Origin of the sequence: Cytobacillus oceanisediminis 2691 (assembly GCF_007678455.1) — a bacterium.
GTDB lineage: Bacteria > Bacillota > Bacilli > Bacillales > Cytobacillaceae > Mesobacillus > Mesobacillus oceanisediminis_A.
The window spans coordinates 208,537-223,073 of record NZ_VEEP01000003.1 but is presented as its reverse complement, the minus strand read 5'-3'; the positions used below and the strand labels follow the sequence as shown (position 1 = coordinate 223,073).

The window sequence follows — 14,537 nt, the reverse complement described above, 5'->3', positions numbered from 1 at the left end:
AAAATGTCATTCTCTAAAGGTAAAACAGAAATTCGAAAGGGTTTTTCTAGAATATTCAAAAATACAAATAAAAAAGGAGGAGAAATATGAAAGCATTAGTGATTGACCATATTCATGAGGAAGGAATTAAACTTTTGAATCAATTTTGTGAAGTGGATATAAATCATAATCTTCCCCCTGAGGAACTGGCAGCCATCGTAGGACAATATGATATTTTGCTGGGACGTGCAACCCATTTAACAGGAAGAATTGAAAAGCCTTTATTGGATAACTTCGGCAAGTTAAAGGTGATCGGCATTGCTTCAGTTGGCCTTGATCAATTTGATCAGGATTACATAGCCTCCAAAGGGATTAAATTAATTAATCTTCCTGGTGTAAATTCGGTATCAGTGGCCGAACATACGGTTTCACTTCTTTTATGCGGGATGAGGCATATTCTCCTTGCATATCAGCAAATGAAGGATTCAATTTGGAATAAGCATGGTTTCACTTCAGCGCTCGAGCTTCATAGGAAAACGGTGGGCATCATTGGATTTGGAAATATTGGAAAGAATGTCGGATACATTTTGCGAAATGGCTTTAAAATGAATGTCCTTGCATTTGATCCATACATCACAGAAGGGGAAGCAAAAGACAGCGGAGCAAAATTAGTATCACTTGATGAACTTTTAGCCAAGTCTGATGTAGTAACCATTCATGCACCTCTTACAGAAGAAACCTTTCATATGATTGCCGAAGAAGAAATGAAAAAGATGAAAAAGGATGCCATTTTATTAAATGCAGGCCGCGGCGGGATTATTGATGAGGATGCACTCTTTAAATATTTGAAAAATAATCATCTTCGTTTTGCCGGCCTTGATGTCCAGGAAACAGAACCTTGCAACCATTCCCCTCTATTTTCTCTCGATAACTTTATTGCTACCCCGCATATTGCAGGGCTGACTTACGATGCATTAAGCAGGGCAGGCAAAAGGGTGGTAATCGAGTGCCTTGAATATTTGGAAATAGATGTTAATGCCATTACTCCCGGTGCCTAAATACGAATCAGGAGGCAGTGAAAATTGAATTTTAACACATTGCTCTTAGATGCCAGGAAGAAGAACGGCCAAAACACCTTTTTAAAATTTGAGGATGAAATATACACCTATTCGGCCATGTGGGAGATCACAAACCGGCTTGCAAATGGTTTTGCAAAGCAGGGCATTAAAAAAGGGGACCATGTTTCACTCATACTTTCCAACCGGCCGGAATTCATTTGGAGCTGGTTCGCTCTGGCGAAAATTGGAGCCATTGCTGTTACAATCGATACACGATTAAAAGGATCGCTTTTAAATCATCAATTAAAAAATAGTGAGAGCATGGCTATTGTTTCTGAAGAAAAATATTTATCCGCTTTACTTGACCAGGAGGTTTATAAATTAGGCAAGTGTCATTTAATCATAGTTTCAGATGACAAAAGGAAAGAATATGCTAAATCTCAGCACATAATTAATTTCTGCCTGCTTTTGAAGGAAAACGAAATAGAAGACCATTTAATTGAATATAACCTGGAGCCTGGATGGCCTCTTACCATCGTTTATACATCTGGGACCACAGGGCCAGCGAAAGGTGTCGTGAATCCCCACGAAACCTTTATTCTTTCAGGAAGGGATATTGGCAATGCAGTGGGAATGACCAACAAAGATACATTGTATTTATTTTTACCTCTGTTTCATGCGAACCCGCAATTAATGGGAATACCGGCTCTTCTGCGGAATGGTGCAGTACTGGTTTTAGGGAGGAAATTTTCTGCATCCTCCTTCTGGGAAACAGTAAATCGTTACGAAGTTACACTTTTCACTTACGTAGGGACTGTTCTCAGTATTTTAGACAAAGTGACTCCTCAGCAGATCCGTACCAGCCTCCGGGCAGCATATGGAGGTGGTGCACCGGCAGAGATATGGAAAAGCCTTGAAGTGAAAACGAATGCCAAAATTATAGAGGGCTATGGGATGGCTGAAATAGGCGGATTCGCGGTAATGAATTCGCTGGATGAATGTAAGATTGGCAGTGTAGGAAGACCGCGGGAACTCTATGACATTCGTATTTTTGATGAAAATGACCATGAATTGCCTGATGGGGAAACAGGGGAAATGGCAGTAAGACCGCGGGTGCCTTTTTCAATGTTTACATCCTATTTCAATATGGAAAAAACCACATTGTCCGCAATGAAAAACCTTTGGTTCCATACAGGGGATTTAGCTGAAAAGGACTCAGATGGCTTCTATTATTTTAAAGGCCGTAAGAAAAATTTGATCCGCAGAAAAGGTGAAAACATTTCCGCTTATGATATTGAAAATCTTGTCCAGCAGCATCCGAAAATTCTTGAAAACGCGGTTGTTCCGATCCGGGACCCCATTGCCGGGCAGGAAATTAAGTTAAGTATTGTTTGCAGGCAAGGACAGAAATTATCAATTTCAGAGCTTGATAGCTGGTTAAAAGAAACACTGCCTTCTCATATGGTTCCAAGGTATCTGGAAATTCGGAATGCCTTTGAAAAAACCTCTTCCGAGAAAATAAAATTGCAGGTACTTATAGACGAAGGCACTGAAGATGTTTGGGATCGAGAAAAACATAAAATACATCGTTAAAAAGGAGCTTGAGAGATGGAAAATAATCATATTGTATTGGAAAATATCACGCAAGAGATCGCTGTACTAAAATTGAACAGGCCAGATTATCTTAATTCATTCAGCCATGAAATGATATCTGACTGGTATAAAGCTCTGGTTGAATTTAAAGAAAGTAAAGAATTGAAGGTTCTGATCTTGACTGGGACGGGAAAAGCCTTCTCAGCAGGCGGAGATATTAAAGCTTTGTCAAAGGGCGATGGTTTTATCGGGGACCCAAAAGAGGATCTTTGGAGTGATGCTGTTAAGAGAAAAGCATCCCTATGGGAAAACATTCAGAAAATCCCGCTGCTGATGGAAGAAATCGATAAGCCGGTTCTGGCCTGCATGAATGGTGATGCCATCGGCGCAGGGCTTGATATGGCTCTGATGTGCGACTTGCGTTTTTGTGCGGACCAGGCCAGGCTCGGGGAAGGTTATATCCATCTGGGACTAGTTCCAGGAGATGGCGGTGGATACTTCCTTCCAAAAATTGTAGGGGAAGCGAAAGCGCTTGAATTATTATGGACTGGTAAAAAGCTGAGTGCGGAAAGTGCTTTGGAAATTGGGATGGTTGATTACGTCTATCCTGAAAATGAAGTATTTGAAAAAACGCTGGAATTTGCAAAAATCCTTTGCTCTAAACCTCAAAATGCTATAAGGATGATCAAAAGGCTTGTTAAGAATCATAACAAGGTAAGTCTCAGAAATCATCTTGACATGGTTTCCTCCCATATGGCAGTTGTCACAGATATTCAAGAATACATGACTCTGCTTGAAGAAATGAAAAAAAACAGAAAGTAAGGTGTCTAGCATGAACTTGCAGATGACCCAGGAACAATTATTATTTCAGAATGAAATTCGAGAATTTACATGCAAGAGTATTGCACCTACCGCTGATGAAAGAGATCAAAAAGATGTTTACCCAAAAGAAATTATTAAAGAAATGGCTAAATTGGGATACACAGCTTTAACTGTTCCCAAAAAATATAATGGATTGAACCGCACGAAAATGGATGCTTGTATATTAATGGAGGAAGTCGCTTATGGCTGTGCAGCCACAGCGATTTCCCTTATTACCATTTTTCAGGCAGAAACGATGCTGGTTCTTTACGGAAATGAGAAAGTCAAATCACATTACCTTCCATTATTTCGGGAAGGGTTAATTGCTTCTTATTCTTTAACCGAATCCAAAAAAGGATCAGATATCAGAAGTGTTGATACAAAGGCAGTAAAAAAGGGAGAAAGCTGGATTATTAATGGAAAAAAAACGTTTATTACTTCGGGCTCTGCAGCCGAGTTTTTTATTTTGCTTGCAGAAACAGATAAAGGTGTTTCCATCTTTGCAGTTGACCGGAATCTCCCTGGAATAACGATTGATATTGGAGAAAACTCCCAAACCTTTGGCCTGAGGAATGGCCCTCATGTAGATGCTTGTTTTAATAATGTTATTATTCCTGACTACTGTCTTTTAGGAGAAGAAGGCAAAGGGGTAAAACAGGCGGTGGTCACTTTAAATAGCAGCCGGACAGCCGCGGCAGCAATCAGCGTGGGAATTGCGAAGGCTGCATATGAAAAAAGTTTGCAGTGGGTAGCATCAAGAAAAGCATTTGACCAAAATGTCATAGACTTTCAGGGCATTCAATGGATGTTTGCAGATATGCTCATGAATATAAGTGCAGCCAGATTGCTGACTTACCAGGCTGCAAATCTTCATGATATTGGAAAAGCATCTATTTCAGAATCAAGCCAGGCCAAGCTTTTTGCGGGACAAATGGCCACTAAGGTCTGCTCTGATGCCATTCAGGTTTGCGGGGCGTACGGGACGACCATTAATGCTCCGTTTGGACGCTATTTAAGAGATGCGAAATCCTATGAGATAGCAGGAGGCAGCAACGAAATATTGCGTAATACAATTGCGAAGGAGATCAAAAAATCTTTCTAAATGTTATATTTGTAAAATTTAAAATAAATAAAATATATTAAATTATTGTAATTTTTAAATAATTGTAGATTTATTGCGTTGTTTTATTATAAAATTAAATAAAACATCTAGAATTATAGGAAATGAGAATAACGAGGGTGGTTTTCTTATGTTAACAGAAAAATTGAAAACGCTGTCATCTTCCCCTGTCTGGATTCATTTGGGACTCGAACTGCTAGATGCTGACCAAGGGAAGTCAAAAGTCGGTATGCCTGTAAAAAACGAGTTTCTGCAGATTTTTGGGAAGGTTCATGGGGGGATTTTGGCAACACTCTTAGATGCTACTATGGCATCAGCAATTAATTCTGTTCTGGAAGATCATGTTTTTTCAGTGACAGCAGAAATGAAAATTCATTACTTAAGGTCAGCATCTGGCCCCTATTTAATTGGAAAAGGAGAGGTAATTCAGCATGGCAGATCCATTACGGTCTGCAAAAGTGAAATTTATGATGCGCAGGAAAAGTTGGTTGCGTTTGCCACTGGAACATTTGTCAATAAAGAAAAAACCTAGAATTTAGAATTAAAAAGGAGGAATGAAAATGAGTCAATTAATCAACCAGTCACATAATGAAGAAGAGTTACTAAAAAAATATGACAGTGAATTCCGAACAAGGGATTATATTGGTGTTACCGCCAAAGTAGTTACAGGCATATTGATTATTTGGTCTATTTTTCAGCTTTATACTAGCAGCTTTGGAATATTGGAAGCTATAAAAATGCGTGCGTGGCATCTTGGTTTCCTCCTTATTCTATCCTTCTTAATTTATCCAGCATCCAAAAAGTCATCTGCAAGCAGAAGAATGCCTACCATATGGGATATGGTGTGTATTCTGTTAACCATCATTTCCATCGGCTATTTGCTGCTGACCTATGATACCTTTGCAAGAGAAAGGTTTGGTATTCATGTAGAAATGGATTACTATATGGCAGCTATTGGCATCCTGGTAGCCTTCGAAGCTTCCCGTCGTGTCGTAGGGAATGCTCTTACAATAATCTGTGCCGGATTTTTGACTTATAACTTCGTAGGGCCTTATATTCCTGGAGCAATGGGGCATGTAGGATTTAGCTTTGAACGTGTAACAGATATTATGTTCTGGGGAAGCCAGGGTATATTCGGCATCGCATTAGGAGTATCTGCAACTTATATCTTTTTATTTGTCCTATTTGGAGCATTTTTGAAAAACAGTGGTTTTACTGACTTTATTAACGATGTCGCTTTGTCGATTGCTGGATGGACAGCTGGGGGGCCGGCTAAAGTAGCAGTCATTGGCAGTGGATTTATGGGAATGGTAAACGGCAGTGCAGTAGCCAATGTTGTAACAACGGGGGCTGTTACGATCCCGCTAATGAAAAAAACAGGCTACAAGCCAACATTCGCTGCTGCGGTTGAAGCAGTTGCTTCTACGGGAGGACAATTTGCTCCGCCAATTATGGGAGCAGCCGGATTTATTATGGCTGAATTTTTGGGTGTTCCTTACAGAACCATTATGCTGGCAGCGATTATTCCGGCACTTCTTTATTATGTAACTATTTTTATGGTTGTCCACTTTGAAGCAAAAAGAATCGGACTGACAGGGATTTCAAAGGAAAACATTCCACAAATGATGAAAGTCCTTAAAGAAGGTGGACATCTTTTAATTCCTCTTGTCGTTTTAATTGCTTTGTTAAGTACTGGGGTAACGCCACTATATGCAGCTGTTTTCGCTCTGGTTTCAACTGTTATGGCGAGCTGGCTGCGTAAATCGACTCGAATGGGCTTGAAATCCATTGTCGATTCTTTAGTTGAAGGAAGTAAAGGCGCCATCGCGGTGGGAATCGCCTGTGCCATTGTAGGGATTGTAGTAGGAACAATATCTCTTACCAGCCTGGGTTTAACATTAGGGAATAATATACTAGCAATTGCAGGGGACAACTTATTTCTGGCCGCATTCCTGACCATGCTGATCAGTATAGTTTTAGGTATGGGAATACCGGCTACGGCTGCATACATCATTGTCGCCACCATTTCAGCTCCTTTATTGGTTAAGCTTGGAGTACCGCCTTTGGCTGCCCATATGTTTGCATTCTTCTATGCCGGATTATCAAACATTACTCCGCCTGTTGCGCTGGCTGCTTATGCTGCGGCAGGCCTTGCGAATGCATCACCTAACAAAGTGGGGCTTGAAGCTGTGCGGATAGGATTAACTGGTTTCATTTTGCCTTTCTTTTTCCTTTACAATCCTGTCCTCTTATTTAATGGTGATTCCGTTGGAAGCAGTTTAATCGCTTTGGTTACTGCTACTATAGGTGTTGTATGCATTGCGGCAGGATTACAAGGCTGGCTCATAACCAAAACCACCCTCGTACAAAGGATTATCTTACTGGCAACTGGCTTCTTAATGGTTGATCCAGGTCTTATAACCGATACGATCGGTTTGATTTCATTGGCCCTAGTTGTTATTTGGCAAAAAGTGTCGGCAGCAGCGGCTTTAAAAGAAAATGCTTCTCCTGATGTAAGTGAAACAACAAGTAATATTTAATAGATGAATTTACGGGCTGCAATTTCATTGCAGCCTTAAAAGTCAGAATAGTAAAAAAGGGAGCGGTGTGAATGGCTGATTATACTAAAAAGGTTGCCCTTATAACTGGAGCAAGTTCAGGTATCGGGCAAGCTTCCTCGAAAGTATTAGCTGAAAATGGATTTTCGATTATCGCCACTTACCATTCCAATCGAGCTGGTGCAGAGGAGACAAAGAGATTGGTGGAAGCTGTAGGAAGTGAGTGTTTCCTTATCAAAGCGGATGTTTCTGTAAAGGAACAGGTCGAGGAGCTGGTTGAAAGATCTATAAATGCATTCGGTCAAATTGATATTTTAGTCAATAATGCAGGAGCAGCTATAAAGCGGAGTTCTTTTTTAGAGATTGATGAAGCGCTTTGGGAAAAGACCTACGATGTAAATGTTAAAAGTGTATTTTTGGTATCCCAGGCAGTTCTAAAGCATATGGTTCCTCGAAAATCAGGAAGAATTATTAATATTTCATCAGTTGCAGCAAGGCTCGGAGGTCCAGGCGAAAGTGTTCATTATGCATCAGCAAAAGGAGCAGTAAACACTTTGACGGTTGGAATCGCAAGGGAGTTTGCCTCTCATGGAATTCTGGTAAATGCAATTGCACCAGGCTTTATCCTTACTCCTTTCCAGGATAAATACTCTACACAGGAGCGTATAGACCGAATTGTTCCTACCATTCCGATCGGCCGTGCTGGAACTTCTGAGGACATCGCCAAAGTGGTAGCCTTTTTAGCTTCAGATTCAGCGGAGTATATGATGGGCGAAATTATTACTGTGAGTGGCGGAAGGTAATAAGGAAGTAAAAATATGTCCAACCAGAAACTTGGATATAAAAGAGGGGGATGCTGTGGCTTATCGGAAAATAGATCAATATATTCTAGAGGAGCTATATGGAATCATCCATGACAGAAGGAGAGTTTTGACAGAAGAAGTTGATCTTTTAAGCTATTCGTTTGACGCCTCTTTGGGAAGCTATCAACCAGAAGCAGTCATTCAGCCGTTGAAAGCTTTTGAAATTTCAATGATTGTCAAACTCGCCAATAAGCACAAAATTCCTATATATCCTCGTGGACAATCCACAAGCTTATCAGGGGGGCCGCTGCCTGTCAGGGGAGGAATCGTCTTAGATTTATCCCAAATGAAGGGGAAACTTGAAATTCACCCAAATGATTTACTTGCCATTGTATCCCCTGGTGTAATAACCGCTGAAATTCATAAAGCAGCAGAAAAGCATGGCCTAATGTATCCTCCAGATCCCAGCTCTTCATCCATTTGTACAATTGGCGGGAATTTAGCAGAAAACTCCGGAGGGCCGAGATGCTTGAAGTATGGTGTAACAAAAGATTATGTTCTCGGTCTTGAAATGGTAACTCCTAAAGGGGATATTGTCCGAACGGGAGGAAAAACGATGAAGAATGTCACCGGATATGATCTGACTAAACTTATTGTTGGATCGGAAGGGACGCTTGGGATCATTACTGAAGCGATTCTGCAGCTCATCCCAAAGCCAAAATCCTCCGAAACCCTATTGGCAGCTTTTTCAGAAATTGAAAAAGCAGGCGAAGCTGTCTCTGAAATTCTTACTTCAGGACTTCTGCCATCAAAACTGGAGATAATGGACCAGGGATGTATTCAATCAGTTGAAGCCTATTCACCCAGTGGCCTTCCTCTTGATGCAGAAGCGGTTCTTTTAATAGAAGTTGACGGTCATCCCTATGCTACTAAGGAAGAGATTAAAGAAACAGCTGAAAAGTGCCGGGAAATGGGAGCAGAATTGGTCAAAATAGCTTCTACTATAGAAGAAAGCAATCAATTATGGAACGCAAGAAAGTTAATATCACCGGCAATCACTCGTATAAAACCTACTAAAATATCGGAAGACGCAACAGTACCATTAAGCCAAATTCCCGAGATGTTTAAGAGATTAAAAGAAATCAGGGAAAAGCATAATGTAAGCCTGGTAGTTTGCGGACATGCGGGCGATGGGAATCTTCACCCTAATATTATCACTGATATACGAGATCGGGAGGAAATGAAAAGGGCAGAAGAAGCTGTTGCGGAAATTTTCAGCTGTGCAGTGGAATTAGGAGGAACGCTTTCAGGTGAACATGGAATTGGCACGATGAAAGCTCCCTTCATGGAAATGGAATTAGGTAAAGCGGGCATTGAATTGATGGTATCAATTAAGAAGGCATGGGATCCAAACAATATCCTGAACCCTGGGAAGATTTTCCCTGAACCAAATCTTAAATTTAAACTGATATAAGGTTTTGGCCCCTTTTTGAGAGATTTTTATATTAGTAAACAAGATTGGTTAAGTAAATCACCGGGTTAAGTTAATAAATACATAGGAGGAAAAACAGATGAAGCAGCCACTTGAGGACATTAAAGTGCTAGACTTGTCACGGGTTTATGCAGGTCCTGGGGGATCAATGATTTTGGGAGACCTTGGGGCCGATGTAATTCGAATTGAATCTCCTAACGGTACGGACAGCATGAGAGACTGGGTGCCTTTTGTGGACGGAGAAAGCACTTATTATATGTGTGCTAACCGAAACAAAAGGTCTATCACGCTAAACTTGAAAAATCAAACAGGCAGGAAATTATTATTACAAATGGTCAAAGATGCGGATGTTGTCCTGGAAAATTTCAAGACAGGGACTTTGCACCGGATGGGACTTGGATATGAAGAACTTAAAAAAGCTAATCCAGGGATCATCTTATGCTCTGTAACAGGTTATGGCCAAACCGGTCCATATAGCCATGAGCCTGGGTTTGATCCCGTTATTCAGGCGATTGGAGGTATTATGGATGTTACTGGTTTCTCTGAAGGTGAGCCAACAAGAGTAGGTGTACCAGTGATTGACATTATGACCTCTCAATATGTTGCCATCAGCATCATTTCAGCCGTTAGACTAAGAGACCATACCGGAGAAGGCCAGCATATCGATATTTCTCTATTAGATGTTCAATTAAGTTCTCTTGCTAATGTCTCAAGCAGCTATCTAAATACAGGATCGATTTCAAAGAGAATCGGAAATAGCCATAGTTACATTGTTCCTTATCAGGTTTTCCAGTGCAAAGACAGACCATTGATGGTATGTGCAGGAAATGACCGATTGTATAAGAAGCTTTGCGAAGTACTTGGGCATGCCGAATGGGCCGAAGAAGAAAAATATAAAACCAATAATAAAAGGATTGAAAACCGACAGGAGTTAACCAGCCTCATCCAGGATGTCTTCGATCAGAAAACAGCGGACGAATGGTTCCAATTACTTTCCGATGCTGGCGTGCCTGCCGGTCCTGTAAACAATATAGAACAGGTTTTCCAACATCCTCAGGTAATAGCCAGGGAAACTGTAGAAGAGGTTTCACACCCTACTCTAGGTATGGTCAAAATGGTAAAGAGCCCAATAAGGTTTTCCGGCCTGCAAATACAAACCAAAAGTCATCCACCATTGTTAGGAGAGCATACGGATGAATTTTTAGAAAAAGAGTTGGGAATCAATAAAACGGAAATTAATAGATTAAGAGAAGAAGGGATTATTTAACATCTGATTCCTGCTGAAAGAAGGAGGTGCACCTTATGGATTTAGGCTTCAAGGGCAAGGTGGCGATCATTACTGGAGGAAGCAAGGGGATCGGCTATGAAACAGCCTGCCAGTTAGTCAAAGAAGGAGCAAAAGTAGCTATTTGCGGACGGGGAGAGGAAGCTTTAAATAAAGCAGTTCAATCCATCTATGCCAGCACGGGCGAAAAGGTTTTGGGGATTCAGGCAGATGTGTCCAAAAAGGATGATTGTATCAAATTAATAGATGAGACCGTCGCCCACTTTGGCTCGCTCCACATCTTAATTAATAATGCAGGGACCTCTTCAGCATATTCATTTGAGGATGCTACGGAGGAAATATGGGAAGATGATATAAGTTTAAAGCTGTTTGGAGCGATTCATTGTTCAAGGGAAGCGGTAAAGCATATGAAAACGAATAGTGGCGGCTCCATTGTTAATATTACGGCAGTTATCGGCAAATCACCTCCGGTTTCATCCCTTCCCACATCTGCGACAAGAGCTGCTGGAATTGCATTGACTAAGGCAATGAGCAGGGATCTAGGAAAATACTCGATTCGGATAAATACAGTATGTATTGGATTAATCAGAAGCAGCCAGATTGAAGAAAAAAAATGGAAGAAAACGGCGAGCCATTTAACCTGGGAAGAGTTTTCAAGAGATCCAAACCATGATATTCCTCTGGGAAGAATAGGGGAAACCTCGGAGGCAGCAAAAGTCATAGTCTTTCTTGCTTCAGATGCGGCTTCCTATGTTTCGGGAACATCTGTAAATGTGGATGGCGGAAAAGGTGCTGTCGATTAATTTTTGTTTTTTATTTGTAGGCAGTCTAGGTGAGTTGATTGTAGCAGAGGGTACTTTAATCCTGCGAAAACGGAGACCAAACCGGCGAAGCTAGGGGTCTATCACTCCCATCAGAAAGCTAATGCCAGCGGATATCAACAAGGAAAATTTATAAGCAAAACGGCAATAGAACTTATCAAAATAAAAAGGGATACAAAATCCATTATCCGTTAGGAGGCAAACCGTGGAAGAACTTACGATTGTAATTGGCGGTGAGCAAGGTGAAGGAATTGAAAGTGTCGGTGAGGTACTTACAAAGGTATTAAGTCAAATTGGCTTTTCTCTGTATGGCTTCCGAAATTTTTCTTCAAGGATCAAAGGAGGACACTCAGACTTTAACTTAAGGATCAGCTCCGAGAAGGAAATCTATGTTAATGCCGAAAAAGTCAATATTCTTATCGCGTTTGATAAGGCTTCAATAGATATATATATAGACCAAATGGATAAAAACAGCATTATTCTTTATGATTCTAAGAGCGTGAAACCAGACAGCCTGCCCATCTGCGAAAATGGAGTGTTAATGCTTGAGGCCCCTTTCCAGGAATTGGCCACTGAGCTTGGATCAGCGATTATGAAAAACATGGTGGCGCTTGGGATGATTTGTGCCTTGATTAACCATCCAGCCGGAAGCTTCCATCAGGTCATTCAGGACCGTTTCTTAAAAAAAGGAGTTAAAATTTCACAATTAAATATCGAAGCTTTTGAAAAAGGCTATGCTTTTATCAAAGAAAAAAATCTGTTTTCTATCCCGCTGACGACGACAATAAATTCGAAAAAAATGTTCTTATCAGGAAACGAGGCAATCGTTATTGGAGCTCTTGCTTCTGGCTGCCGTTTTATGGCCGGCTATCCAATTACGCCTGCTTCGGAAATATTGGAAAATTTGATAAAAATGATGCCCGATTTCGGAGGAGTTGTTGTTCAGGCAGAGGATGAATTAAGCTCTGTAGCAATGGCAATTGGCGCAAGCTATGCTGGAACCCGTTCAATGACAGCAACTTCTGGCCCCGGGATTTCGCTAATGCAGGAGGCAATTGGGTTGTCAGGCGCTGTAGAGATCCCGTTAGTTATCATTGATACCCAGCGGGGAGGCCCAAGCAGCGGACTTGCTACTAAAATGGAGCAAAGCGATTTAAACGCTATGCTTGGAGGGACTCATGGCGAAATACCAAGAATCGTCATTTCACCAAGTACTGTACAGGAAGCTATGTATGATATTGGTACAGCCTTTAACCTCGCGGAAAAATATCAATGCCCGGTATTTATTGCTGCCGATCTGGTTTTGGCTACATCAAAACAAAGTGCAGAGATACTTGATCCAATCAGGATTGAAATCGACCGTGGTAAAAGAGTGGCCGATGAAGAATTACCTTATCTGAACAAATCTGTATTTGACCGATTTGCGTTTACGGATGATCATATCTCACCAAGAACCATACCGGGACAAAAATATGGAACACACCATGCAACAGGGATAGAGCATGGGCAGACCGGGCATCCAACAGAGGATTATGAAAATCGGAAAAAAATGATGATCAAAAGGATGAAAAAGATCGAAACCGTCTCTCTTGGAGAGGATATTAAGGCAGAAGGCAATGGAGAAGACCTATTAATCATTGGTTTTGGATCGACCTTTGGTGCAATCCAGGAAGCTTGTGAGGAATTTAATAAAGAAGGGATAAAGACAGGACTTGCCCATATTCGTTTATTGCATCCATTCCCTGCGGACCAGTTAGAGGGCATGATTAATAAGGCGAGGCAGGTAATTGTAGTTGAAAATAATTTTACTGGCCAGCTGGCTAATGTGATTAAACAGCACATACCTGAGCATTCGAAAATCCAAAAGCTTTCAAAATTTGACGGTCGTCCATTTGCGCCGTCAGATATCCTGAAATTTTGCAAGGAGTTGGTCTAATGTCTACTTTAAAAGAATACCGCATGGATATTAAACCCAATTGGTGTCCTGGCTGCGGCGACTTTTCAGTGCTCGCAGCTATTCAAAAAAGTGCTGTAAATCTCAATATCGAACCAGAGGATATGGCTCTGATCTCTGGCATTGGCTGCTCGGGAAGGATTTCAGGCTATGTAAATGTGTATAGCATGCATACCATGCATGGAAGAGCGTTGGCTGTAGCCCAGGGTGTCAAGCTCGCTAACCCTGATTTGCATGTGATTTGCGCAGGCGGCGACGGGGATGGCTTTGGAATAGGCCTAAACCATTTTGCCCATGCCGCAAGGAGGAATGTGGATCTCACCTATATTGTGATGGATAACCAGATCTATGGATTAACAAAAGGGCAAATGTCACCGACAAGTCCACAGGGAATGGAGACAAAGTCAAGCCCTAGCGGGAATCCTGAACAGCCCATCAATCCTTTGCAAATTGCTTTAGCGTCAGGTTCAAGCTTTATTGCACAGGCTTTCTCTGGAGATGTAAAGCAGCTGACTTCTCTTATAGAACAGGGTATAAAGCATAAAGGATTTGCTTTTATCAATGTATTTAGCCCCTGTGTGACTTTCAACAAAATATTAACATATGAGTTTTTAAAAAAGAATCTGGTTAATTTAGATGAAAAGGAAGGATACGATCCATCCAATCGGAGCATGGCATTTAATGTAGTTGAAGAAACCTCTAGCATGTTTACTGGAGTCCTTTACAGGAATAAAAGAAAGTTATTAACGGAATCACTGCCAAAAGGATCAGGCACTAATATGTTAAGGCAGGGGAATTTTATACTGAACGAAAGCATGAAGGAAAAGTTGATTAGTAGATTTATTTAAATTTTTCCAAAATGTTAGGCACTTTGTTGTTTGCTACAGAAGGCACTCAGTCCAAGAAAAAAAATTCGCATTTCCCTTCGAGCGGTAGCGAAGGGTGGTCAATGATGCGCATTAACCTTTTGTGTAAACGTCAAACAACAGTAAGTTTAAGAGAGCCATTTGAAA

At 41.1% G+C, this 14,537-nt stretch carries 12 protein-coding genes; all 12 read left to right on the top strand.

Going from position 1 to position 14,537, the window contains the following annotated elements:
• Positions 1-86 precede the first annotated feature (86 nt).
• The 12 genes from FS736_RS07485 (at position 87) to FS736_RS07430 (ending at position 14,372) form a co-directional block, all read left to right on the top strand.
• Complete coding sequence (locus FS736_RS07485) at positions 87-1,037, top strand: hydroxyacid dehydrogenase (protein WP_144475759.1); 951 nt, start codon at positions 87-89, stop codon at positions 1,035-1,037.
• A gap of 24 nt (positions 1,038-1,061) precedes the next feature.
• Positions 1,062-2,630 (top strand): AMP-binding protein, encoded by a 1,569-nt coding sequence (locus FS736_RS07480; RefSeq protein ID WP_144475758.1) that lies wholly within the window; start codon positions 1,062-1,064, stop codon positions 2,628-2,630.
• Positions 2,631-2,645: 15 nt separating this feature from the next.
• Positions 2,646-3,452, top strand: coding sequence for an enoyl-CoA hydratase/isomerase family protein (locus tag FS736_RS07475; RefSeq protein ID WP_144475757.1), 807 nt, complete (start codon positions 2,646-2,648; stop codon positions 3,450-3,452).
• 10 nt (positions 3,453-3,462) lie between these two features.
• Entirely contained in the window at positions 3,463-4,593 is a 1,131-nt protein-coding gene (locus tag FS736_RS07470; RefSeq protein WP_144475756.1) for an acyl-CoA dehydrogenase family protein, read from the top strand.
• Positions 4,594-4,741: 148 nt separating this feature from the next.
• Positions 4,742-5,143, top strand: coding sequence for a PaaI family thioesterase (locus tag FS736_RS07465; protein WP_144475755.1), 402 nt, complete (start codon positions 4,742-4,744; stop codon positions 5,141-5,143).
• A gap of 28 nt (positions 5,144-5,171) precedes the next feature.
• Positions 5,172-7,151, top strand: a complete 1,980-nt coding sequence (locus FS736_RS07460; RefSeq protein WP_144475754.1) for a TRAP transporter permease — start codon at positions 5,172-5,174, stop codon at positions 7,149-7,151.
• A 71-nt stretch (positions 7,152-7,222) separates the two neighbouring features.
• The gene (locus FS736_RS07455) at positions 7,223-7,972 is read left to right on the top strand and encodes an SDR family NAD(P)-dependent oxidoreductase (protein WP_144475753.1); all 750 of its coding nucleotides are present in this window, start codon (positions 7,223-7,225) and stop codon (positions 7,970-7,972) included.
• Positions 7,973-8,027: 55 nt separating this feature from the next.
• Positions 8,028-9,446: an FAD-binding oxidoreductase gene (locus FS736_RS07450; protein ID WP_144475752.1), complete on the top strand. Its 1,419-nt coding sequence runs from the start codon at positions 8,028-8,030 to the stop codon at positions 9,444-9,446.
• 97 nt (positions 9,447-9,543) lie between these two features.
• Positions 9,544-10,731: a CaiB/BaiF CoA transferase family protein gene (locus FS736_RS07445; protein ID WP_144475751.1), complete on the top strand. Its 1,188-nt coding sequence runs from the start codon at positions 9,544-9,546 to the stop codon at positions 10,729-10,731.
• 35 nt (positions 10,732-10,766) lie between these two features.
• Positions 10,767-11,552, top strand: a complete 786-nt coding sequence (locus FS736_RS07440) for an SDR family NAD(P)-dependent oxidoreductase (protein WP_144475750.1) — start codon at positions 10,767-10,769, stop codon at positions 11,550-11,552.
• Positions 11,553-11,775: 223 nt separating this feature from the next.
• Entirely contained in the window at positions 11,776-13,506 is a 1,731-nt protein-coding gene (locus tag FS736_RS07435; RefSeq protein WP_144475749.1) for a 2-oxoacid:acceptor oxidoreductase subunit alpha, read from the top strand.
• Positions 13,506-14,372: a 2-oxoacid:ferredoxin oxidoreductase subunit beta gene (locus tag FS736_RS07430; RefSeq protein WP_144475748.1), complete on the top strand. Its 867-nt coding sequence runs from the start codon at positions 13,506-13,508 to the stop codon at positions 14,370-14,372. Before FS736_RS07435 ends, FS736_RS07430 begins: the two co-directional genes overlap by 1 nt.
• Positions 14,373-14,537: the final 165 nt, after the last annotated feature.